Origin of the sequence: Alteromonas sp. CH_MED4-4, assembly GCF_037029575.1 — a bacterium.
GTDB lineage: Bacteria > Pseudomonadota > Gammaproteobacteria > Enterobacterales > Alteromonadaceae > Alteromonas > Alteromonas macleodii.
Genome location: NZ_JAYMEU010000001.1, coordinates 232416 through 255991, shown reverse-complemented (window position 1 = coordinate 255991; position 23576 = coordinate 232416). Strand labels below are relative to the sequence as shown.

Annotated in this window: 25 protein-coding genes; 12 read left to right on the top strand and 13 right to left on the bottom strand. The window is 45.2% G+C overall.

The window, feature by feature from the left end; all coding sequences use genetic code 11:
* The first annotated feature begins 570 nt into the window (after positions 1-570).
* The 4 genes from WA381_RS01140 to ruvX all read left to right on the top strand — a co-directional run bounded on the left by WA381_RS01140 (position 571) and on the right by ruvX (position 3510).
* Positions 571-1299, top strand: coding sequence for a 16S rRNA (uracil(1498)-N(3))-methyltransferase (locus tag WA381_RS01140; protein ID WP_014980069.1), 729 nt, complete (start codon positions 571-573; stop codon positions 1297-1299).
* A 138-nt stretch (positions 1300-1437) separates the two neighbouring features.
* Positions 1438-2391, top strand: a complete 954-nt coding sequence (gene gshB / locus WA381_RS01135; protein ID WP_014950459.1) for a glutathione synthase — start codon at positions 1438-1440, stop codon at positions 2389-2391.
* Between the two features lie 128 nt (positions 2392-2519).
* Positions 2520-3086 carry a YqgE/AlgH family protein gene (locus tag WA381_RS01130; RefSeq protein WP_014950460.1) on the top strand — a complete coding sequence of 189 codons (567 nt, stop codon included), beginning with the start codon at positions 2520-2522 and terminating at the stop codon, positions 3084-3086.
* Positions 3079-3510 carry a Holliday junction resolvase RuvX gene (gene ruvX, locus WA381_RS01125; RefSeq protein WP_014980071.1) on the top strand — a complete coding sequence of 144 codons (432 nt, stop codon included), beginning with the start codon at positions 3079-3081 and terminating at the stop codon, positions 3508-3510. The genes WA381_RS01130 and ruvX overlap by 8 nt, the downstream gene beginning before the upstream one ends.
* A 46-nt stretch (positions 3511-3556) precedes the next feature.
* Here the strand turns inward: ruvX and WA381_RS01120 are convergent, their stop codons facing one another.
* The 3 genes from WA381_RS01120 to WA381_RS01110 all read right to left on the bottom strand — a co-directional run bounded on the left by WA381_RS01120 (position 3557) and on the right by WA381_RS01110 (position 6179).
* Positions 3557-3874, bottom strand: coding sequence for a putative signal transducing protein (locus WA381_RS01120; RefSeq protein ID WP_049586039.1), 318 nt, complete (start codon positions 3872-3874; stop codon positions 3557-3559).
* 140 nt (positions 3875-4014) lie between these two features.
* On the bottom strand, positions 4015-5127 hold the full coding sequence (locus tag WA381_RS01115; RefSeq protein ID WP_014977241.1) for a PilT/PilU family type 4a pilus ATPase: 1113 nt from the start codon (positions 5125-5127) through the stop codon (positions 4015-4017).
* A gap of 8 nt (positions 5128-5135) precedes the next feature.
* Positions 5136-6179, bottom strand: coding sequence for a type IV pilus twitching motility protein PilT (locus WA381_RS01110; protein WP_014950464.1), 1044 nt, complete (start codon positions 6177-6179; stop codon positions 5136-5138).
* A gap of 27 nt (positions 6180-6206) precedes the next feature.
* On the opposite strand from WA381_RS01110, the gene WA381_RS01105 reads away from it, so the two are divergent.
* From WA381_RS01105 to WA381_RS01085, 5 genes are all read left to right on the top strand, one after another.
* Positions 6207-6893, top strand: coding sequence for a YggS family pyridoxal phosphate-dependent enzyme (locus WA381_RS01105; protein WP_156086825.1), 687 nt, complete (start codon positions 6207-6209; stop codon positions 6891-6893).
* A 70-nt stretch (positions 6894-6963) separates the two neighbouring features.
* A complete protein-coding gene (proC, locus tag WA381_RS01100) occupies positions 6964-7785 on the top strand; it encodes a pyrroline-5-carboxylate reductase (RefSeq protein ID WP_014950466.1) in 822 nt (273 codons plus the stop codon).
* Between the two features lie 20 nt (positions 7786-7805).
* Positions 7806-8342: a YggT family protein gene (locus WA381_RS01095; RefSeq protein ID WP_156086826.1), complete on the top strand. Its 537-nt coding sequence runs from the start codon at positions 7806-7808 to the stop codon at positions 8340-8342.
* Between the two features lie 96 nt (positions 8343-8438).
* The gene (locus tag WA381_RS01090; RefSeq protein ID WP_049586036.1) at positions 8439-8912 is read left to right on the top strand and encodes a DUF4426 domain-containing protein; all 474 of its coding nucleotides are present in this window, start codon (positions 8439-8441) and stop codon (positions 8910-8912) included.
* A 330-nt stretch (positions 8913-9242) separates the two neighbouring features.
* Positions 9243-11333 (top strand): NADPH-dependent 2,4-dienoyl-CoA reductase, encoded by a 2091-nt coding sequence (locus tag WA381_RS01085; protein WP_156086827.1) that lies wholly within the window; start codon positions 9243-9245, stop codon positions 11331-11333.
* Here WA381_RS01085 and WA381_RS01080 read toward each other — a convergent pair.
* The 3 genes from WA381_RS01080 to WA381_RS01070 form a co-directional block, all read right to left on the bottom strand.
* Complete coding sequence (locus WA381_RS01080) at positions 11330-11665, bottom strand: VOC family protein (RefSeq protein ID WP_071815754.1); 336 nt, start codon at positions 11663-11665, stop codon at positions 11330-11332. The two genes, WA381_RS01085 and WA381_RS01080, sit on opposite strands and share 4 nt — an antisense overlap.
* Positions 11666-11865: 200 nt before the next feature.
* Positions 11866-13710 (bottom strand): DUF885 domain-containing protein, encoded by a 1845-nt coding sequence (locus WA381_RS01075; protein WP_156086828.1) that lies wholly within the window; start codon positions 13708-13710, stop codon positions 11866-11868.
* Between the two features lie 235 nt (positions 13711-13945).
* Positions 13946-14587: a glutathione S-transferase family protein gene (locus tag WA381_RS01070; protein ID WP_069944780.1), complete on the bottom strand. Its 642-nt coding sequence runs from the start codon at positions 14585-14587 to the stop codon at positions 13946-13948.
* Between the two features lie 419 nt (positions 14588-15006).
* Between WA381_RS01070 and sodC the strand changes: the two genes are divergently transcribed.
* Positions 15007-15552, top strand: coding sequence for a superoxide dismutase family protein (gene sodC, locus WA381_RS01065; protein WP_039226322.1), 546 nt, complete (start codon positions 15007-15009; stop codon positions 15550-15552).
* Between the two features lie 62 nt (positions 15553-15614).
* On the opposite strand, the gene WA381_RS01060 is transcribed toward sodC, so the two are convergent.
* Both WA381_RS01060 and WA381_RS01055 read right to left on the bottom strand, forming a co-directional pair.
* Positions 15615-16843 (bottom strand): IS3 family transposase gene (locus WA381_RS01060; protein ID WP_336138556.1). Its coding sequence is split into 2 segments (ribosomal slippage): positions 15615-16492 and positions 16492-16843, totalling 1230 coding nucleotides; the frame shifts between segments, so codons are not numbered across the junction.
* 166 nt (positions 16844-17009) lie between these two features.
* Positions 17010-17444, bottom strand: a complete 435-nt coding sequence (locus WA381_RS01055; protein ID WP_069944790.1) for an OsmC family protein — start codon at positions 17442-17444, stop codon at positions 17010-17012.
* Between the two features lie 430 nt (positions 17445-17874).
* On the opposite strand from WA381_RS01055, the gene msrA reads away from it, so the two are divergent.
* Complete coding sequence (msrA, locus tag WA381_RS01050; protein ID WP_069944791.1) at positions 17875-18486, top strand: peptide-methionine (S)-S-oxide reductase MsrA; 612 nt, start codon at positions 17875-17877, stop codon at positions 18484-18486.
* Positions 18487-18514: 28 nt separating this feature from the next.
* On the opposite strand, the gene WA381_RS01045 is transcribed toward msrA, so the two are convergent.
* The 3 genes from WA381_RS01045 to WA381_RS01035 are packed head-to-tail and all read right to left on the bottom strand — an operon-like array spanning position 18515 to position 20056.
* The gene (locus tag WA381_RS01045; protein WP_069944792.1) at positions 18515-18856 is read right to left on the bottom strand and encodes an AzlD domain-containing protein; all 342 of its coding nucleotides are present in this window, start codon (positions 18854-18856) and stop codon (positions 18515-18517) included.
* Positions 18846-19568 carry an AzlC family ABC transporter permease gene (locus tag WA381_RS01040; RefSeq protein WP_061095739.1) on the bottom strand — a complete coding sequence of 241 codons (723 nt, stop codon included), beginning with the start codon at positions 19566-19568 and terminating at the stop codon, positions 18846-18848. The genes WA381_RS01045 and WA381_RS01040 overlap by 11 nt, the downstream gene beginning before the upstream one ends.
* Positions 19565-20056: a helix-turn-helix domain-containing protein gene (locus tag WA381_RS01035; RefSeq protein WP_080589203.1), complete on the bottom strand. Its 492-nt coding sequence runs from the start codon at positions 20054-20056 to the stop codon at positions 19565-19567. The genes WA381_RS01040 and WA381_RS01035 overlap by 4 nt, the downstream gene beginning before the upstream one ends.
* Before the next feature lie 663 nt (positions 20057-20719).
* Here WA381_RS01035 and WA381_RS01030 point away from each other — a divergent pair.
* Positions 20720-21979, top strand: coding sequence for an MFS transporter (locus WA381_RS01030; RefSeq protein WP_039232054.1), 1260 nt, complete (start codon positions 20720-20722; stop codon positions 21977-21979).
* A gap of 60 nt (positions 21980-22039) precedes the next feature.
* Here WA381_RS01030 and WA381_RS01025 read toward each other — a convergent pair whose 3' ends face one another.
* A complete protein-coding gene (locus WA381_RS01025) occupies positions 22040-22393 on the bottom strand; it encodes an RNA recognition motif domain-containing protein (protein ID WP_069944793.1) in 354 nt (117 codons plus the stop codon).
* Between the two features lie 117 nt (positions 22394-22510).
* Positions 22511-23491, bottom strand: coding sequence for a GlxA family transcriptional regulator (locus WA381_RS01020; protein ID WP_069944794.1), 981 nt, complete (start codon positions 23489-23491; stop codon positions 22511-22513).
* Between the last annotated feature and the right edge of the window lie 85 nt (positions 23492-23576).

The window sequence follows — 23576 nt, the reverse complement described above, 5'->3', positions numbered from 1 at the left end:
TCACTTGTCACACGCTTGTCACTCAACAAGCGCATCCTTCATCACGAAGCTTAAATGCGCTTTGTGTTTCTTTTCCATTTTTTGGAAGTTACCGAGTTATAAGACATTTTTTTTGATGATTTTTTAGCCTCAAAGTTTTAGACTAAAGTCTCATGAAAGTTGACTGTTCACTACGCCTCATCAGTGTGTGTTGAGCAACTTCATGAAGGAGCTTTAGCAAACTATGTCACGTAAAGGATTAACGCATGTTGCTTCTCATAACCCTGTTTTCGGTGGTTTTGTGTTTATTTTTATATTCACTGCGCACCGATAAAGGAAAACATACTAAGTACGCAAGAGCGGACTACCGCCCAGCAGCCCAATCGAAGTCTTCATCCAACGTGTTGAAATCTACTTCGAGAAACTCTTCGCCTTCCGCGGCCTAGAGAGTGAGTCATGTGATTCTTAAATAGGCAGCATGCTGTCGTTTGCGTAAGTTTTTGCATATTTACTTACGCGATGTTGTCGACAGCATTGCAACCTGTATCCACACACGTATTATACGCGTTAAAACTACACATCTGATTTGCTATGCGTATACCAAGAGTTTATTACCCCAATCCAATCCCGTTAGAACAAGAGTTTGAGTTAACTGAAGACGCCGGTCATCACATCGCGACGGTACTGCGTATTAAGCCCAATCGCCCTATTGTGCTTTTTAATGGCGACGGCAATGAATACAGTGCGCAAATTATTAGCGTTCAAAGAAAAAAAGTGACGGTTGAAGCCGACGCTTGTTTATCGCTAGCGAAAGAGTCCCCGCTTCATTTACACTTAGGTCAAGGTGTATCTAAAGGCGATAGAATGGATACCGTGCTACAAAAAAGCGTGGAACTTGGCGTATCAGAAATAACGCCCGTCATCACTGAACGCTGTACGGTTAAACTCGACGAGTCGCGCTGGGAAAAGAAAATTCAGCAATGGCAGAAGATCATTATTGGCGCCTGTGAACAAAGCGGTCGCAACATTATTCCCGCGCTCAACGCCCCGGTTAGTCTTAATCAATGGTTGTCGTCTTCAACCAATACCACAAGATTAGTTCTCGCACCGGGCGCTGAACAAAGTTTGGCAAGACAACCTTATAATGCTCAAGGCTTTCGTTTGCTTATTGGCCCTGAAGGTGGGTTATCTGAAACAGAAATTCATCAGGCAAACGAAAACGGCTATCAGTCGGTAAGTTTGGGCCCACGTATTTTGCGCACCGAGACAGCAGCGATTACAAGCCTAAGTATTCTTCAAGCTCAGCACGGCGACTTCTAAGTCAGTATTTTAGGCAGCTCTAGAACCAGCATAGTGCTAGCTCAGTAACTTGAAGAATTCAGGTGTGCCCCCATATATGTTTACAATCAGCTGGGCCATCTGAGCCGGCATTTTATCAACATTCAAGGTGAAAACATTATGCAATATACCGTTGGCGTAATTATGGACCCCATCGCGAGCATTAAGCCACATAAAGATACAAGCTTTGCGATGATGCTTGAAGCTCAGCGCCGCGGTGCAAAGGTTGTATATTTTGAATTAAAAGACCTGTATTTAGACAATGGTAAGCCTATGGGTTTAGGTAAAACTGTATCGGTCAAGGATCAAGCTACAGATTTCTACACCATTGAAGACGAGTCGACCTTGCATTTAGGCGACATTGATGTGTTACTCATGCGCAAAGATCCTCCTTTTGACAGCGAGTTTTTGTATGCGACTCAGGTGCTGTCGCTTGCGCAGGACGCGGGAGCGCTAGTTGTGAATAACCCTCAAGCGCTTCGCGACTACAACGAGAAGTTGTTTACGTCATACTTCCCAGAACACATTCCCAATACCTTAGTCACGAACAACCAAGCGCTTATCCGTGAGTTTCACGCCAAGCACCAAGACATTATTTGCAAACCCTTAGACGGTATGGGTGGCGCGTCTATCTTTAGAGTGAAGCCTGATGGCAATAACTTAGGCGTTATTATTGAAACCCTAACCAAGTTAGGCACGCGCTACATGATGGTGCAAGAGTACCTTCCAGAGATTAAAGACGGCGACAAGCGCGTACTCATCGTTGATGGCGAAGTCATGCCGTACTGCTTAGCGCGACTGCCTACAAAAGGGGAAACCAGAGGTAACCTAGCCGCTGGCGGTACAGGACGCCCTCAGCCAATCTCAGATTCTGACCGCGCCCTAGCCGAAGCCATCGCGCCAACACTCAAGGAAAATAACATTTTATTTGTAGGACTTGATGTTATTGGCAGCAAAATTACTGAAATAAACATTACTAGCCCAACTTGCGTAAGAGAAATAGAAGCAGCTTACGATGTTAATATAATGGGTGCGCTGTTTGACGCCATTGAAAAGCGCTTAGCCAGTAAATAAAGTAAGGTTGTATTGGTAACACAGTGCAGTTTGTATTGTAGAAAGCAAATATGAGTGGATAGAGCGCCTTTAGCTTCAATAGTGTAAAGGCCCTTACAGAGCAAAAGATAGTAGATAAAAGACAAACTATGACGGAATTAAAAAGCCTACAAAATCATTTTCTGGTCGCGATGCCTAGTTTGGACGATCCGTACTTTTCTCGCTCACTCATTTATATTTGTGAACACAACGCTGAAGGTGCTATGGGTATTGTAGTAAATCAGCCCTCTACCATGAACGTGAAGCAGCTTCTTGAGCAGACTGACAAAGAACTCACTGTGTCTGACGACAAAGCAGAGCAAATCGTGCTGGCTGGCGGTCCTGTAAGCCAAGAGCGAGGATTTGTGCTGCACTCGTCGCAAAGAGAGTGGGCATCTAGCTTAAAGCTTGCACCAGGGGTTATGGTGACCACCTCCAAGGACATTTTGACTGCTATTGCCAATGATGAAGGCCCTGAAGACGTTTTGATTGCTTTGGGGTACGCGGGCTGGACAGCCGGTCAGCTTGAGAAGGAAATGCAGGAAAACGCATGGCTCACCATCGAAGCTGACGAAGAAATTCTGTTTAACACGCCTATGCACAAGAAATGGCAAGCAACAGTAAATAAACTCGGTGTGGATGTATGGCAGCTAGCACCGGGAGCGGGACATGCCTGATATAGGAAATCGTACGGTACTTGCGTTTGATTTTGGTACCAAAAGCATTGGCGTGGCGGTAGGTCAGGAAATTACCGGTACGGCTTCCCCTCTTGCAGCGCTGAAGGCACGAGACGGTATTCCTGACTGGACGTTAATAGAAAAGCTTTACGAAGAATGGCAACCGCATATCGTGGTGGTGGGTTTACCGCTTAATATGGATGGTACTGAGCAGGAGATGACTCAACGCGCCCGCAAATTTGCAAACCGTCTACATGGGCGTTTTAAAGTGGCCGTTGACACCTGTGATGAGCGACTGACTACCACAGACGCTAAAGCCATGCTGTTTGAGTTAGGTGGCTATAAGAAACTGACTAAAGATAAGGTTGATAGTGTGTCGGCCTGTGTAATATTCGCTAGCTGGAGCGAGAGTCAGTACGAATAATTGTTAAGGCCTGTTGACCTTTGTATGCTGCTGGCTCTTGCTGTTATTATTTTTCTGCCCCACACTGCCAGCAGACATCAAAAGCAGCGCCGTTTTGTTCACTGCACTCACCGCAAATCCAGTCTTCACTAGATAATGCCTTATCGTTTGATTTTTGAATGAAGAGCTCAATAACTTTCGACGCTCTTGCATACCAGCTATCGTCAACAAGCCACACTTCCTGCTGAGAATCTTGCCAAGGCAGCTCTCCGATTGCGCCACTGGCAAACTCATTTTTTACCATATAAGGAATAGATAAAGCGTCAAGCTCGCTGCGAACCGCTTGAAGTTCAAAAGCGTCTTGTGAAGTGAAGAGTTTTTTCAATGGCTACCCTCTTGTTAAACACAAAAGCAGCCCGTGGGCTGCTCATCATGCGAGAAAAACGTGTCTCTCTACTGCTTTATTTCAGTAAGCGTTTCAAATGCAGCTCCCCCTAAAGGGATTTCAGCAGAAAGCGAAAGCAATTAGTCATCCATATCAATAGATACATTTGACAGTGTACCTAAGCTAGAACCGTCGCTGGTATCAAGCTTGATCATTAAGCGCAGGTCATTAGGCGAGTCGGCGTGGTGCAGCGCTTGGTCCATATCAATCTTACCCGCTTTGTACAAATCATACAGGGCCATATCAAAGCTCTGCATGCCCTGCTCTTTGCCTTTTTTCATTGCTTCTTTTAACGCGCCTATTTCATTGCGCTGTATTAGGTCGCGCACCAGCGGCGAATTAAGCAGTATTTCTATTGCCGCAACCCTACCCTTGCCGTCTGGCGTTGGTACTAGTTGCTGCGCAACAATGGCGCGGATGTTTAAGCTTAAGTCAAAGCGCAACTTATCGTGCTGATCTTTCGGCGCTAAATGCATAATACGTTCAATAGCTTGGTTCGCATTGTTAGCGTGCAGCGTAGCCACACACAAATGCCCGGTATCAGCAAACGACATGGCATATTCCATGGTTTCCATTGAACGAATTTCACCAATAAGAATGACATCAGGCGCCTGACGTAGCGAACTTTTAAGGGCGTCGTCGAAAGACTGAGTATCTATGCCCACCTCGCGCTGGGTAATAACACAGTTTTTATGCTCATGAACAAACTCAATGGGGTCTTCAATAGTCAGTATATGCCCGTGCGAATTTTCATTTCTATGTCCAATAAGCGCAGCCAGTGACGTGGACTTACCCGTGCCTGTTCCACCTACAAATAGAACCAGACCGCGCTTAGCCATAATAATTTCTTTTAATACTCGCGGCAGACCCAAATCATCAGCTTTCGGAATTTGAGTAACGATGCGGCGAATCACCATGCCCGCTTGGTCACGCTGCCAAAATGCGGAGCAGCGGAAACGACCAATGCCCTCTCGTACTATGGCGAAGTTACACTCTTTGGTGGTGTGAAACTCATTCTGCTGTTTTTCGGTCATCGCTTCGTGAACCAGCGCCAGCGATGCCTCTTCCGATGTTGCACTTTCCGTCACTGGCGTAAGTTTGCCGTTAATTTTGGCGCTTACGGGGAATCCCGCCGTTACGAACAAATCCGATGCGTTGGTATCGACCATTTTTTGAAGTAATGAATCTAACATGATGGCCTCTAGAAACTGTTCATCGACTGTTTATCAACTGACTTTGCAGCGGCGTCTTGTTTAGTAATAACACCCATCGCCACTAAGCGCTGAAGACACTGATCCATGGTTTGCATACCATGAGCCTGACCCGTTTGAATAACCGAGTACATTTGCGGCACTTTATCTTCGCGAATAAGGTTACGAATAGCGGGGATTCCCACCATAATTTCATGGGCAGCAACCCGGCCTCCGCCTACTTTCTTAAGCAGGGTTTGTGAAATTACCGCGCGCAATGATTCAGACAACATAGAGCGCACCATGGCTTTTTCTTCTGCTGGGAAAACGTCGATGATACGGTCAATGGTTTTTGGTGCAGAGTTGGTGTGTAGTGTGCCAAATACTAAGTGGCCGGTTTCGGCAGCTGAAATGGCAAGACGTATGGTCTCTAGGTCACGTAGCTCACCGACTAGAATAACGTCAGGATCTTCACGAAGTGCCGAGCGCAGAGCGTTATTAAACGAGTGTGTGTCGCGGTGTACTTCCCGTTGGTTTACCAAGCTAAGCTTGTTGTCGTGCACGAATTCGATAGGGTCTTCAATGGTAAGAATGTGCTCGCGCTTATGGGTGTTGATATGATCGACCATGGCCGCAAGCGTGGTACTTTTACCCGAGCCGGTGGCGCCTGTCACAAGTACAATCCCAGTAGGCTGATTTATAATTTCCTTGAAAATTTCAGGCGCGCCAAGGTCATCCAAGGTTAATACTTTACTGGGAATAGTACGTAATACTGCCGCTGCGCCTCGGTTTTGCACAAACGCATTAACACGAAAGCGCGACAGGCCATTTACTTCAAAAGAAAAATCGGTTTCCAGGTTTTCTTCGTATTCTTTGCGCTGCATGTCATTCATAATCTCATAAACGAGACCATGTACTTGTTTGTGATCGAGGGCTGGCACGTTCAGCTTACGCATTTCGCCATCTACACGAATAATTGGTGGTAGGCCCGCTGATAAGTGTAAATCTGAGGCGTTATTCTTAACACTGAAAGCCAAAAGTTCGGTAATATCCACAACCACTTCTCCAAAACAAGGTGAATAATGCAAACAATAGCAGAAAGACTAGATTCCGCACGAAAAGGAATAGACCAAGCCGCTACCAGTGCACATCGTCCACCAAATTCCGTTAAATTGCTAGCGGTTAGCAAAACAAAACCCGTATCAGATATTATGGAAGCGTATGAAGCCGGACAACGTATGTTCGGCGAAAATTACGTGCAGGAAGGTGTTGAAAAGGTTCAGGAACTTTCTCACTTAAGCGATATAGAGTGGCACATGATTGGTCCAATCCAATCGAATAAAACCAAAGTGGTAGCCGAACACTTTGATTGGGTTCAGTCTGTAGATAGAGAAAAAATTGCTCGTCGCTTAAACGAACAGCGGCCTGACTCAATACCGCCGTTAAACGTGTGCATTCAGGTTAATATTGATGACGAAGAGAGTAAGTCTGGGGTAGCCCTAAGTGAATTAGATGCGCTAGTGGAGTTTGTTAACTCTCAAGAGCACCTGACTTTGCGTGGTTTAATGGCGATTCCTAAAGCTGATCCTAGTGAAGAACAGCAGCACGCCACACTGTCTAAGCTAAAAGAATTATTCGACCACTACCATACATCATTGAGCAATTTTGATACCCTATCCGTAGGAATGAGTAGTGATATGGCTGAAGCGATTCAACACGGGTCGACTATGGTGCGAATCGGTACCGCTATTTTCGGTAAGCGAAACTAGCGCGCTAATCTGAATGATAGCGCTTCGCCTCGCTACACAGACTTAAACGCAACCAACAAATAGGATTTACATGCAACAGAAAAAATTAGCATTTATTGGCGCGGGTAACATGAGCCGCAGCATCATCAGTGGTCTTATCAAATCTGGGTACGCAAAAGAAAATATCCTTGCGGCAAACCCTTCCACACCAAAGTTAGACGGCCTGAAGGCCGAGTTTGGTATTCACACTACCCAGTCTAACGATGAAGCCTGCCAATTCGCTGATGCCATAGTGCTTGCGGTAAAACCACAAATAATGGGCGATATGTGCGGCGAGCTTCAGAAAAACAACGACCTATCGGGCAAGTTGTTTATGAGCATTGCAGCAGGACTTCCGGTAGCCAGATTGCAAGAAATGCTAGGTGGTGAATACCCCGTTGTTCGCATTATGCCAAACACGCCGAGCTTGTTAGGTAAAGGCATGTCTGGAATGTATGCCGACGACACGGTTTCTGAGTCAGACAGGCAATACGTTGACGATGTAATGAACAGCGTTGGCGAAACAGTTTGGGTAGATAAAGAAGAAGGTATTAACGGCGTGATCGCTGCAGCGGGCAGCAGTCCTGCTTATTTCTTCTTGTTCTTACAAAATATGCAGGAAGAAGCCATGAACATGGGGTTTGATAAAGCGCAATCCCGCTTAATGGTTCAACAAGCGATGTTAGGCGCAGCCGAAATGGTTTGTAACAACCCAGACCTTGAATTAAGTGAGCTTCGTGCCCAAGTTACGTCTAAGGGCGGCACTACCGCAGAAGCCGTCAACACTTTCATTAATGAAGGTTTAAAAGATATTGTCAGCAAGTCGATGCGCGCCGCCGTAGCACGTGCTGAAGAAATGGCAAAACAGCTATAACGTTTTAGGAAAAACACAACATGAACGCAACGGTATTTTTGGTTGATACCTTATTTAGCCTTTATTTGATGGTGGTTATTCTGCGCCTTTGGTTACAAATGGTTCAGGCAGATTTTTATAATCCACTCAGTCAATTTGTAGTAAAAGCAACCCACCCTATCGTGGGGCCGTTGCGCCGTATTATTCCGTCAATCGGCAGGTTCGATACCGCTACCTTTGTTTTAGCCATAGCGGTATGCGCGCTTAAGCTAGTAACCCTAGGGTTAATGTTTGGCGGTAGTCTAAACCCAATCGGCATTGCGATTTTGTCAGTGGTTGGCGTGATAAAAGAAACCCTGTCATTAATGTTTTGGGTGCTGCTGCTACGCGCTATTTTAAGCTGGGTGTCACAAGGTCAGTCTCCGGTTGACTATGTACTGTATCAGCTAACCGAGCCGTTTTTAGCGCCTATACGTAAAGTCATCCCACCATTAGGCGGTTTAGATTTATCAGTGCTTATTGCCATCATCGCATTACAGTTTCTACAGCTTCTGATCCGAGACATTTTCCCTATGTAGCTAATGTCAGTTCAAGACACTGTTAGGGAAAGTATTGGTCTTGCAGTTTGGTTCATAGAGCAAAACAAGCTGTAATGGGTAAGAATTGAAAATAAGATGAAGGCAGAGGTAGTTTCTATCATGGGTAGAATGAATCAAATCAAAAAAGCTTACGTCGCACTTCTTGTGATGGCTATGTCATGCTTAAGCGTTTCCGCATTTGCCGAGCAGAAGCAAACGCTTGGTGAATGGGATGTTCACTATATGGTGGTGAGTACGCCATTTCTGACACCTGAAGTGGCGGCTAGCTACGGCATTGTGAGAAGTAAGTTTAATGCGTTGGTTAACATTTCGGTGTTAGACAAAGTTTCCGGTGAAGCGCAACGGGCAGATGTCACAGGTACAGCTAAGAATCTGTTAGGTAACTCGCGTAAGCTGACTTTCAAAAAGGTGGAAGAAGGTGATGCTATCTATTACCTTGCCGTGCTGCCATTTCGCGATCAGGAAACCTTTAGGTTTGAGATTGACGTTCAAAAAGGTAGCAGCAAACAAACGCTGAAGTTTCAGCAAAAAATGTACGTTGACGAGTAATTCATAGGGCGATTAGCACTTTAATAGTGCCCATGGCATTAGTAAGCGCTCACCCATAAAACATTCATGCTTTTGAGAAAAAGCCATGATTAACGAAGCGAGATATCCGTTAGCCCGGTATCTCGCTTTTTTATTATGTTAAAAATAGGGTAACTGCACTTTACCAATTGAATGTGGTGGTAAATAATCAAAGCAACTGGTCGGGCAAGTTAGTGTGTTCGGATTATGTGTAACCATAGCACTTAAATCACGAAAGACAGTTGAGCACTGCGCCGCAGCAAAGAGCGACATGCACTAACTGCCTTCATAGCAAATAAAAAGAGAACAATTATGAATACGCCCTCGTCTCAGACCGTATCTCAGACAGCTACACCGCAGTCTGCCCACAATTCAGAACAACTCTCACCTTACTTCCCTAACTTATTAGCTCCGTTAGATTTGGGCTTTACTCAACTTCGCAATCGTACCCTAATGGGTTCAATGCATTTAGGTTTGGAAGAAGAGAAAGGCGGATTTGACAAACTTGCTGCGTTTTACGCTGAGCGAGCAAAAGGTGGTGCGGGGCTAATCGTAACAGGTGGTATTAGCCCGAACATTTCAGGTTGGGTAGCGCCCTTTGCTGGCAGAATGACCCGCTCTCGCCACGCGAAAAAGCACCGTGTTATTACCGACGCTGTGCATAAGGAAGACGGCAAAATTTGCATGCAAATATTGCATTCAGGCCGTTACGGTTATCACCCACTTGCTGTTTCGGCTTCACCGATGAAGTCGCCTATTACCCCTTTTAAGCCTCGCGAATTGTCCTCACGTGGCGTAAGAAGCACAATTAAAGACTACGTAAAATGCGCTAGCCTAGCTCAAAAGGCAGGCTATGACGGCGTGGAAATTATGGGTTCTGAAGGCTACCTCATAAATCAGTTTTTCTGTGAACGCACCAATCATAGAAATGATGAATGGGGTGGCAGCTTAGAAAATAGGGCTCGTCTGGCAATAGAAATAGTAAAAGGTGTACGCGAGAAAGTGGGCACTAACTTCATTATTATTTATCGCCTGTCTATGCTGGACTTAGTCGAAGGCGGCGCTAAGTGGGACGAGGTTGTATATTTAGCCAAAGAAATCGAAAAAGCAGGCGCTACGCTAATTAATACCGGCATTGGATGGCACGAAGCGCGGGTACCTACTATTTCCACATCGGTGCCTCGCGCGGCGTTTACCTGGATAACCGAACGCATGAAAAAAGAGGTGTCTATCCCTCTTATTACCACTAACCGTATCAATACGCCTGAAGTTGCAGAATCGATACTCGCACAAGGCCATGCTGATATGGTATCGATGGCGCGACCTTTCTTGGCTGACGCTCACTTTGTAGCGAAGGCTATGCGCAATGAGTCTAAGCTAATCAACACGTGTATTGCCTGTAACCAGGCTTGCCTAGACCATGCATTCGAACAAAAGCGTGCAAGTTGCTTGGTAAACCCACAAGCGTGCTACGAGACCGAACTTACCTTTCCCCCTACTCACAATAAGAAAAAACTAGCGGTAGTAGGTGCAGGGCCTGCGGGTTTGGCGTTTTCCATGTATGCCGCAGAGCGCGGTCACGAGGTACATCTATTTGATAAAGCCAGTGAAATTGGCGGTCAATTTAATTACGCCAAGCAAGTGCCGGGTAAAGAAGAGTTTTACGAAACCCTACGCTATTTTGACAATCAGCTAGCTCGCCTGGGCGTTACGGTTCACCTTAACACCCAAGTAAACGTAGAGAACCTCTCAAACAAGGGGTTTGATGAAGTGGTGCTAGCCACCGGTATTAATCCTCGTACGCTTACAATTGAAGGGCACGACCACCCTAAAGTGATGAGTTATTTAGACGTATTGCGCGACCACAAGCCAGTAGGCAAGAAAGTGGCTATTGTTGGCGCCGGCGGCATTGGTTTTGATGTGGCAGAGTTCTTGGTTGAACACGAGCATTTAGCCAAAGATAAAGAAAAATGGCTGGCACATTGGGGTATAGATAAAGACTATGCTACACCGGGTGCACTAAAGGAAAAAGCCATAGAGCCTTCTGAGCGGGAAGTGTATCTGCTACAACGTAAAACGTCTAAAGTAGGTAAAGGGCTGGGCAAAACTACGGGCTGGATCCATAGGCAATCGTTGAAACACCACAATGTTCAAATGATGAATGGCGTGAGCTACGAGAAAGTGGACGATGAAGGTCTACACGTGCTGATTAACGACACGCCTAAAATACTGCCGGTCGATAACGTCATTGTATGTGCTGGCCAGGAGCCGTTTAAGCCACTCCAAAAACCTCTAGAAGAGGCTGGATTTACCGTGCACATTATCGGCGGTGCTGACGTAGCGGCTGAACTTGATGCTAAACGCGCTATCCGTCAAGGCGCTGAACTGGCAGCGCGAATTTAAAACTGATCGAACATGATAGCGTTGCCGTCCGGGTCTTTAACAATTAGATGCCCGGGGCCGCTATCGCCTTTCACAGGCACGTCTAAAGCGATGCCTTGTTCAACTAGATTTGCCTGAAGTGCCCTAACATCACTTGGGTTAAAGGTCATAATGTTATCTTCAAACATCCCTTCGAATAACCCAATCATGGTGGTGCCATTTTTCATCATTAACCATTTATCTTCCACCGAGCCGCATGAAGGCATGGCTTCAAAGCCCAAGGCCTCATAAAACGCCTTCGACTTGCTGATGTCCTTAACCGTTAAACTTAACGAAAATAGCCCTAACTCCACTTTATTCTTCCTAATAATTTTTGAAAATTGTTTACTTAATACTTTAGTGAAGCTTTTCAACAATATCACTGCCATTAGTCGCAAAAAGAAAAGAGCCAGTAAAACTGAATATTACTGGCTTTACGTCAAATATCGGCTTTTTACTGTTCTTTACCTAACGCTGATTGCGCTGTAAAAAGTTTAAATAAAGGTATTATTCCTTAACTTTTTTGACTAGCGATCCAGCGATCAATTTTCTGCTCAAGAATAGCAAGTGGAATGCCGCCTGTGTTTAACACTTGTGCGTGGAACTCACGGATATCGAAATCATCACCTAATGCCTTCTCTGCGCGCGCGCGCAATTCTTGAATTTTAAGCGCGCCCACTTTGTAAGATAGCGCTTGCGACGGGATAGCAATATAACGCTCTACCTCGGCAACAACTTCTGTGCGGGTCATGCCTGAGTTATCAAGCATAAAGTCGATGGCTTGTTCGCGGGTCCAACCTTTCGCGTGAATACCTGTGTCTACCACCAAACGCATGGCGCGCAACTGCTCATCTTGAAGCGTGCCATAACGATTCCATGGATCGTTAAAGAACCCCATTTCATACCCTAGCGTTTCAGAATACAGCGCCCAACCTTCACCGAAGGCTGGTAGGAAGCTAAAGCGCATGAATGAAGGTAGCGCTTCATTTTCTTGCGCTAGACTCACTTGGAAATGGTGACCTGGAGCGCCTTCGTGTAGGTACAAGGTGACGTTTCCAGTGGTTAAGCGGCTAGGCAAATCGTAGGCATTAAAGTAGAAAGTACCTGGACGAGAGCCATCTGGTGTGCCCGGCTGATATGAGCCACCCGCACTGAATTGCTCGATAGCAGGGTCGTAGGGTTTGATTTCTAACTCAGACTTCGGCAATAGTGAAAAGTACTGATCAATTTTCTCATCAACTTCACGGCCAATATCGTAATAGCTCTGTGTTAGCGCTTCACGGCTTTCAGGCTTGAACTTAGGATCGGTACGTACATAGTCGAAGAATTCGTTTAATGTCCCTTCAAACTTCACTTCGTCCTTAATTTCAAGCATGTCATTTTTGATACGCTTAACTTCTTTTAAACCAAGGTTATGCAGTTCATCAGGCGTCATTGGTAGTGTGGTTGAACCTTCCACCATCAATTGATAAAGCTTTGCACCACCTTTCATATCGCTAAGGCCAATGCTTTCACGGGCAACAGGCAAATACTCATCGCGAAGGAAGTCGCGCATACGCGTGGTTGCATCGTAAATCTCTTGCGTCGCTTTCTCGTAGTCAGCGGTTAAACGGGCTTTTTCTTCGTCAGAGAAACTTTCTGGGAACATGGTAATTGGCCCCCAAAACTGTGACTCTTTAATTGGTATAGCCAGCTGAGTATCGAACTGCTTGATCACGCGATCGATAGTCAGCTTAGTTTCAAGAACACCGCTTTCCATGCCCTCGCGGAACTTTTCGATAGCGCGGTCAGAAATAGCAATGTAATCCTTATGGCGAGATAAGTTATTTTCGTAATCTTCTACTGTTTTAAATGGCGCTGCGCCCTTTCCGCTCGCGAAGGTCGGGTAGAAGGTGTGGAACCCACTGAAGTGATTAACAGGACGCACTTCCGTTAGCGCTTCAATCTCGTCGGTAGACATTTTTAGCGAGCGCTCTTCGTTGTATTTAAATACGTCGTAGGCGAGTTTATCGGTGTCGCTTAACTTACTGCGGTCAATTTGTTTAAGCTCTGACAAGTTTAGCAATGTCGCTGTTTTTCCCGCTAAAGCGTGAGAGTCTGTTAAGAAGTCGCCCATTCTGTCTGCGTAACGCATGTCGCCGCGAAAAATGGCCATGATTGGGTTTAGCTCAATATCACGCTGGTCAGCGGCTGCAAATAACGCAAAAAGTTTTTCGTGCTCAGACGCTTCTTTTGACACTGAAGTACTTTTTGATGAACTCTGCACATTTGCGTTGCCGTGTTCATGTGCCACTGCTGAGCTAAGGCCCAGTGCCATGGTTACTGCACTACTTACAAGTAGTGTTTTGAATGCTTTCATTTTTTGTTCCCTTGTTATTTCTTCGCTGTTTTTGCTTATATTTCGCAAAAAAAAGCGCTGTCGTTATGTGTTTTCTTGATTCTATATACCGCGTGACAAGCGCATTTAAACCTAATAATGCGTACCTGACGCCTGATATCAGGCATACCGGCTGTACAATGCAATTCAACGTTTACTTAATTAGCCACATCTTCACACGGTATCTATTCATTTAAGGTTTTTCAGGATGCACTGTTTATTCAGGCAAATGATCCATCTCTTTTCGCCACGCCCTCTCATACGCTTCACGACCTAACACACGTTGTGCGTACGCGGATACATTGTCTGTTTTACCGTCTAGCGTGATATCTAGCTTGCTACCTTTTGCCCACGCCAAAATATGACCTGCTATTATGTCGGCCATGGTAAACATGGTGCCGCATACAAATTCTTTATCGCCCAGCATAGAAGAAAATACTGGCAACACGCGCTTAAACTCCCACACCGCTACATCACGCATTTGTTCAAGTCTTTGCTCTTTGGGTAGTGCAAAGGTGTGCTTTGCCAAATTCCAAATCGGTTGCTCTAACTCATTGGTGAGAAACAACATCATTTCTTCATATTTGGCTCGCTCGAAGCTACCAGGCTCTGGAATGAATTCATGCATGCCGTGACGTTCAGCTAAAAAAGTGACGATAGCCGCCGATTCCGTCAAGGTACCTTCTGGCGTCGAAAGCGCTGGGATTTTAGAGGCAGGACTGATGGCTTTAAATCCTTCTGACAGGTGTTGCCCCTGTTTTAAGTCAACTAAGCTGTACTCAAAAGGTAAACCTAGCTCTTCCAGTGCCCATGCCACGCGAACCGAGCGAGTTTTCGGATATCCGTAAAGTGTATACATACCTATGCCCTTGCTTATGTAATGTGAGCTAACTGTAAGTCGAATAGGAAAAAAGTGCTACTGCCATATTGTTACTGAGTTTTAACACTGTAACTTCTGTATGACAGTACCGCCTACTTATGGAGAGGCTCCATATCCAAAGACTATATAAAGAGGCTACCTTCAAAAATAGTGAAAATAATAAGGAAAAGCCAAAAAGATAAGGTAATGGTCGGTAACTTTTTCACGTAACCAATATAATGATTTCCGTAAATGCCAGTAGCTATGCGCTAACACACAACTCGGTTGTCGCTTCAACGCCCTAGTATTCCTAGTCTTTCGTAGTATCCCTGAGTTATGCGCCACAATGGTTCACTTTATGCTCATCTCACTTCAATGCTTTTAACAAATTCGTTAATAATTGAGTGAAGGAGAACACGATGAAGAAACGTTTATTATCTACCTTAGCAGGTTCACTGACATTAATGTTAAGTGCGAGCAGTTTCGCAGGTCATCATGATAGTGATGGAAAAGAAGTGATAATGAATAACCTGGAAACAGGGATGAGCATGGGCTCAGTAGTGGTGAGCAGTTATGATGATGACGGTGTAGTATTTACGCCAAATCTGTCAGGGTTAACCCCGGGCATTCATGGTTTTCATGTTCATCAAAATGGTGATTGTTCACCAGCAATGACAGATGGAAAAAAAGTGTTGGGCGGCGCAGCGGGCGGCCATTTCGATCCAGAAGATACCGGTAAACACCGTGCTCCTTGGTCTGAAAAGGGTCACGAGGGCGATCTACCCGTGCTTTATGTTGATGAAAATGGAAACGCAACCCAGCCTATCTTTGCACCAGAGCTTGAGTTAGATGATATTGAAGGCCGCGCCTTAATGATTCACGCAGGTGGCGACAATTACTCTGATTCACCTAAAAAGTTAGGTGGCGGTGGTGACCGCGTAGCATGTGGCGTAATTGGGAAATAAACTAACGCCACCTCATGTCATGCAATCAACATCTGTGTCGTCCTAAGATAGGTTGACAGTTATTAGGCCAGCTCTCGAAGCTGGCCTTTTCTATTATGCACTGCGTTAGGCGTTTCCATATCTAATGCTAAGTGCGGTCTCATTTCATTGTAAATATTAATTGATTCGGTAACGAGTATTTTCAACTCTTCGATTGTTTTACATCGGTAGAGTAAGAACTCTTGCTTAAGTATACCGTTTATTCGTTCTGCTAATGCATTTTGATAACAGTCGTAACCATCTGTCATTGACGGCTGGATCCCATTCGCATTCAACTCATTCTGGTAGATAGCTGAACAGTATTGTAGCCCTCTGTCTGAGTGGTGAACACTGTTATCTGCATATCGTTTATCTTTGACGGCCATCTTCAGTGCTTTGACTACATTTTCAGCCCTCATATCCAAGCTCAAGTGGTGCCCTACAATTTTACGCGTGCTAGAGTCTGTTACTAACGATAGATAGTGTACACCTTGGTCGGATTCGAGATAGGTGATATCGCTAACAAGCACATGCTCTGCATTATGCAGACCTTCTTCCTTAAGTAAATTTGGATGCTTTTTCATCCAATGTTTACTGAATGTAGTTTTGGTAAAGCTTTTCTTTGGCTTAACGAGTAGTCCCTCGCTCCTTAAGTAAGTAAAAAAGCCATCTCGACCTAGTTTAATCCCATGCTCAACCAGCTTTGGTTTTATAAGTTTATAGAGCTTGCGCGTCCCTATTTGCGGCATATACTTGCGCCAATAAAGTACCCAATCTTTAATTATCGATAGCTCTGCTCTTCTACATTCCATGCGAGAAACAGCCTGGTAAACCGACTGTCTGGATATTCCCACAACCCGGCATGCTGCCGCCAAATTTATTTCTTTTCTTGTTTTGGCTTGCCAGACGTACCGGATAAGTACTTTTTTCTGAGACCCGCTCCATACTCGTTATCCATAATATCTACCATTCCATTAAGGATTTTATTACGGAGCTTTTCGTCAGCTAATTCTCTCTCGAGGCGTTTTATTTTTTCGGCTGGTGTTTCTTTTGAACTTGGCATAAGTGGATGCTGAAATGGTTTCGACCAGTCGAGTCTACCATGCTTTCTGAGCCAAACTAATACCGTCGACCTTCCTTGTATTCCGAAGTGAGCTTGTGCCTGTTTATAAGTGAATTCGCCTTTTTCTACACGCTCAACCACACCCAATTTAAAAGCTAATGTGTAATCACGCTGTGTGCGCTTAGGTCTTTGATTACTTGAAGTTGTCATAAAGAAGTCCTCTTTACGTCAACGTATTTTAGGACGGGACAATCTTATACAAAAAAGCGGCTTTTAAAGCCGCTTTTTTATACTTCACTTGATAAAAACAACTGCCTGCTGTTGTCTAACAAAGCGAGTCCTATCTTTCGATAAGGGTAGTAATAACCTTTATCTCTTATTCAATATTCAATCGGTATTCCAATGTGATGTTGGCATTAAGAAGTTGAGATACTGGGCAATTTTCTTTTGCTTCCTGTGCAATTTTCTCAAACTCATCTTCGGAAATCCCTTCAACCTCAGCATCTAAGCTTAGTGCCGATTGAGTTATTTCAAAGCCGTCATCGTTTTTCTCTAAACTGATTTTTGCAGTGGTATTTAACTCGCCGTCATTGTATCCCGCATCTGAAAGCGCAAAAGAAAGTGCCATGGTGAAGCAACTCGCATGCGCCGCACCAATTAATTCCTCGGGGTTGGTTCCCTTTCCATCTTCAAACCGCGTGTTAAAACCATAAGGCTGGTTCGATAAAGCACCGGTTTGTGTAGAAATGCTCCCCTTTCCCTTTTTACCTAGCGGTTTGTAAACTGCACTACCTGATTTGACTATCGACATATCATCTTTCCTTTCATTTTAACTAAACTGATTTTCATGTAGTTGGATAAGATGCAAGTGCTCTGCCGATCATAAGAAATCGCTCTATCCCTTGTCATAGCGGCTTTACAGCATCATCTTGTAAATGATGGAATCAGAGACAGTTCCCTTTTTGAAAGAAGACTACAGGGTGAGATGAAAATTTTACTTACCTCCTCCTAGTCTTTTTCAGTACCTATGCTTTCGCGCAAAGCCTCAAGCTTCGCAATGTGCGCTTAGAAAAAATGTGCGCTTGTAAAACAAAAATGGAATTAACTCGCTGCACCGCGATGAAATTAATTTCAGCTTAAACCGTTCTTTATTTGTTAACCGTATATCTTCGCAAACTGGGACCTGACGAATTAAACGCGAAGGTCGCTTCAACGTTAAACCAACACATAAAAGGTGAGTGATGAAATTAACACTTTCTGCAGTTTTAATTAGCACAGCGTTAAGCGCTTCGGTTTTTACGCCATCAACAAGTGCCGACGAGGCCATACTAGCTGGGGGCTGCTTTTGGTGCATGGAGTCTGATTTTGAAAAGCTAGACGGGGTTACTGATGTAGTGTCGGGGTTCACTGGCGGAAGCGCGCCAAATCCGACTTATAATGGCAATCACAAGGGACACTTTGAGGCGGTAAAGATCACCTACGACGGCGATATGCTTTCTTATAATGATATTCTCGATCATTTTTGGGTAAACATTGACCCTTTCGATGACCGAGGTCAGTTTTGTGATAAGGGACCCAGTTACTTAAGCGCCATCTTTGTAGCAAACGATAAAGAACGTGCTATAGCAGAAAAAACAAAAGCTGACGTGGTAGCCCAATTTCCCAATAAAAAGGTGGTAACGCCCATACTCGATGCTTCTACCTTTTATCCGATAAAAGGCGACGAAATTGGCCATCAAGATTTTTATAAAAAAAGTCCCGTTCGCTATAAGTTCTACCGATGGAACTGTGGGCGTGACCAGCGCTTGGAAGAAATTTGGGGCGAGAAAGCCTTGGGTAAGAATAAGTCTTAGCCCAGCAACTTAACATCTACGCCCAACGCTAAACCAAAGCGATACCAAAAGCCACACCAAAAGAAAGCACGCCGCAAAACACTGGCAGCCCTAAGCTTTTGAATTTGCGCCAAACAACCACAGTGACAACAGTGCCTATTGCCGTTGCAATCCAACTCGCCGCTGACGGTACTTTTGGAATAAGTGACGCTCCAAGCATGGCGGCAATCATCAGCGGCCCTAACACGCTTAGCCACGCAGGTAAGCGCGCTTCGGTGTTATTCGCTTTGTGCTTATTAAAGTGACGCTGAGTCCACAGCAACGGGCCTACGCGCAATGCATATGTCCCGATGGCTGCAACAACAATGGCTATCCAGATATCAACGTGCATGAGATTGCTTCCTTTCAACGTGCGAGGTAAGAAAATAAAAGGTTATCGCACCGCATAGTGCTGCCAACGGAATTGCAGCGTTTTTAAAGGCGCTGAGAGCCAAAAAGAGAGCCGCCGTCATTGTAACGAGCAAGGTAGCGCTCCACAGTTTACTTGAGAATTTAGGCGCGAGTAGCACAAGGAAAAGTGCAGGTAAAGCAAAGGGCATCACGCTGTCTAATATTGGCCATTGTTGGGTAAGGGAGTCCCCTGCGATACCGCCAAGCGCTGTCCCTACGATCCAACTAAGCCACGCCACCATCGATACACCTTTAAACCAATCTACCTTTTTAGCATCGTCCATTAGCGGCAAGCGAGTATGGGCTAGCGCAAAAATCTGGTCAGTAAGGCCGTGCATTAAATAGGGCCAAGCTTTACTTTGCGGTAAATAAGGCACCAAGTTGGGCGCATAAACCACATGACGTACATTAACTAATAACGTCATACAAACCGCTAGCCAAAGTGGCGCACCTGATGCCACCATGGCTACCAAAAGAAACTGCGACGCGCCTGCGTAAATGAATATGGAAATTAGCGTGGCTTCCAGCGTAGAAAAACCGGCTTGAACTGCGATCACGCCAAATGAAATGGCTACAGGAATGTAACCACCTAACAAAGGTAACCCGTCAATAACCCCTTGCTTAAGTCCACTTTTTGATGAAAGTTGGCTCATTCCTTTGCCTCTTTGTGATAAACGATTGTGATAAGACATGTCGCCCACTCGTCCCCCGTTTTGTATACGTGGGGCAAATCAGCGTTAAATGCTAAACTTTGACCCGGATGCAGCCATTGAGTATTTCCACTATTCCCAGCTTCCAGAGAGCCGCTAACAACGGTTATCGTTTCTTCTGTTCCTGTGGCGTGAGCTTCTGCCTCTCGAAAAGTATTGGGTGCAACCGACATCCAATAAGCATCAACGTTCGGGATACCTTGTCCTTGCTCAATTAAACGAACTTCTACGCCCTTTTCTCCAACGCTTGCGCTAAGAGGCTGAACTAGCTGTCCGAACGGAACGTCTAGTTGTTTAGCTAACCGCCAAATGGTGTCTAGCGTCGGGTTGCCGTTGCCCTGCTCTAATCTTGAAAGGTTAGATTTAGCGATACCTGCCCCTGCTGCCAATTGCGACAGCGAGACACCTTTGTCTTGCCTGAGTTTCTGCAAATGCCTTCCGAGGATGTTGAGCGTTGATTGATTCACACCTTACCAACTCAATGTTGTTCCATTTAAAGAACGTTCTATATATAGAACACCTCAAAGTCAAGAAGTTTGTTTTCAATGGGGGTATGGATACGGCGTTGTGCTCACGCCACGACTGGAATACGTGACAAATGTTAAAAGATGACAAAGGGATGAACTAAAAGGTAACCAATATTTGTGCACAGAAAACAGTCATCTTCGATTTTCTTAAACGCCCATTCGACTTTCTAACGCAAAAGGTCCGACGTAATTTATTAACAAAAGCACTACATTTAAATCGCTGAATTGATTAAGAAACCTTATCAGTTACCGTTACTTGCTATCTGAGCGATGCTACGATCTCTTGCATTAAACGAATACGAAAAGCACGAACCTGTGGGCTGTTGATCATTGTTAAATATTACCGACGGTTGCTAAATATTATCGATGATAAGGGCGACTATTCGAAGAGAACCGGCAAACATTCCGTTGAGCCGGTTTTTGCGTTTCATCAAAGCGCTAGTCTGCTGAGCGTCTTTTATCTTTGATGACACACAGACATTGTAAAAATGCACAGCAAAGCTCAACAGACCCTCGCTAAAACAGCCACTAAGTACGTGATTGAACTCAATGAACAAAAGGACGTTTATGACGAATCAAACTGACAAGATTCTTTCTGACCAAGCCTCTTCAAAGCAGGCCTATTCAGAGCAGCACTCAGCGTTGGGTGAATACTCACTGGCCACTATAACCTTTTGGCTGGCTTTCGGAACCTTTGTGATTGGTTGCAGTGAATTTGCGGCAATGGGTTTATTACCTTACTTTGCAGAAGATTTTGGCATTACTGAAAATGTCGCTGGTCACGCAATTAGTGCTTATGCCATTGGTGTTGTAGTGGGCGCGCCGCTTATCACTATCTTTTTTTCCAGGCTTGCAAGACGCACCATGCTTATTTCAATGATGGTATTTTATGCTGGCGGAAACTTGCTAACAGCACTAGCGTGGTCAGAATGGACAATGAATATAGCGCGTTTTATTGCTGGCCTTCCTCATGGCGCTTACTTCGGCATTGCCATGCTCTTTGCTGCAGACATTGCCGGTAAAAATAAACGGGCGCAAGCGGTCAGTAACGTCATTTTAGGCTTGGCTATTGCCAATATTATTGGTGTGCCGTCAATTAGCGGTATTGGGCAAATGTTCGGATGGCGAACTGGCTTCTTTATTATTTCAGCCTTTGCGTTAGTTACTGCATTAATGGTTTGGAAAACCGCACCGTACCGCGGCCCTAATCCAGATGCCAAACCACTAACCGAGCTTAAAGCTCTGAAAAACAAAGACGTGCTGCTGGTACTACTTATGGGCGCGATTGGCTTTGGTGGCATGTTCTCCGTGTATTCTTACTTCAGTGCCTCTTACCTCAATACAACCTCTTCACCTGAGTGGGGAATCTCGGCCACATTGCTTATCTATGGCATAGGCGTAACCTTGGGCAATATTATTGCAGGCCGCTATTCTGAAGGCAGGCTACTGACGTCAGCGATTACGTTTCAGGTTTTACTGGGCCTATCAGCTGCAGCTTACGCTGCGTCGATGGGGAATCCATACTTAATGGCAGCATCACTGTTTTTCATTGGTATCGGTGGTGGCATGGTGGTGCCGCTGCAAACAAGGCTTATGGATGTCGCTGGCGAGGCTCAGACTTTAGCCGGCGCCATGAACCATGCGGCTTTTAACACCGCTAATGCACTTGGCCCTTGGTTGGCAGGAATGACACTGTCAGCGGGTTATGGCTATACATCAACGGGTTGGGTAGGCCTAGCGCTTGCCGGTGGTGGTGTACTGGTGTGGCTGGCCATTGTTATGACTGCTCGCAATACTCAAGTACAAACAGCAACCGTATCTGGTTAAATGAAGGTTGAGCGCTGACAACCTTCGTTGTCAGCGCTTGTTAGTTGTATTCCCTCGGTATTACTCGGCGTCGTTTTCACGCTCAGAGCTATTGCGAGAAGCACTTCCCCACACATCTTCGGGAATGTCTCTTTTGGGCGCTGGCGCACTAGCTATCGCTTCAGCCTGCTTCTTCTCTTGATTTGACCACTTAACACGAATTTTCTTACCGTCGATAGTTTTGGCGTTAAGTTTTTCAATGGCTTTATCGGTTTCTTCTTGCGTGCTCATTTCTACGAAACCAAAGCCCTTAGATAAGCCAGAAGCCTCATCCATCACCAAGTCGCACGACGCTATGGTGCCAAACTCGAAAAACAAGTCTTCAAGATTTTCTTTTGTAAATGTCTTTGGTAAGTTTCGAACTAATATACTCAAGGTTTTGGCTCTGCTTTAAGGTGGTTTGTTCTGCACCTATTGTAGCACGCAGCAGCATGTTTAATAGGGGTATTAACGGCTCAACGCCAATTGTTGAACAAGCGCCCTAAAACTACGTTAACGCCTATTTGTTGTTTGCTGATAAGTATCTCGCCAGCATGAAACATTCATTCCAAAAGTTCGTTTAAAAAGTCGATTAAAATGCCCTGGGTCTTGATACCCCACTGCCCATGCAATTTCTTCTGCACTCTTATCGCTGTGTTTCAGAAACTCTTTCCCCTGTTCTATTCTAAGCTGTTGAATGTAACCAAGAGGAGTTTCCCCCGTAGCTTCTTTAAACCTGCGTTTAAAGGTGCGTTCAGTCATATTTATGCGCGCCGCCATTTCACCTATGGTCACTTTTTCTGCAAAGTGTATCTCTAACCACTGCTGAATATTTAAAATGTCGTCGTCTTGGTGATAGGTTTGGTGGTTGAGCGACGTTGCTTCCGACGTTACTCCACGGCGAAAGTCTACCAGAAACGCTTGCTCTATAGCCTCCCCCACCGCTTTGCACGACAAACGCGATATTAGAAAAACAATTATTTCTAGTGCAGCATTTAGCCCTGCAGAACAATACAGCTCGCCCGTGGCAGTAATGAATCTATCAGACCTAAGGTTTACTTTGGGAAAAGCTCGCGCAAAGTGTGATTGCTTATGCCAGTGAGTAGTGCCCATTCTCTCGTTGAGCAGCCCTGCCTGTGCGAGAAAAAAAGCGCCTGTGGCTGCCGCCATTATTGGAATACCTTTGCCATGCCACTGCCGTAGCTTTGGGTATAGAGCGGCTTGTTGTGCCAGTAATAGTTCCATGTCACCCCACACACTGTGCAGTATTACCAAATCAGTCTCCTCAATATCAGCCAGTGCACAGTCTGGAGTAATCGCTAGGCCACTAAACGTTGTCGTTGGATTACCGTCTATTGTCACTAACTTCACCGTTATTCCGTTTCCAAGCAGTTTGTGCTGAAGGTCTGAAGCAAATTTCAGCACGTCATGGGTTAAGCCCATGCTAAGCCCCATGGTGTTTTCGCTGGCATATAAGGTTACGTGTTCAAGCATGGTCTTTCCCTGTTCAAGCTCGCTATTTTGATCTCGCCACTTTGGCCCGATTGGCCAATCTATTGTCCCAACTCACACTGTTAAC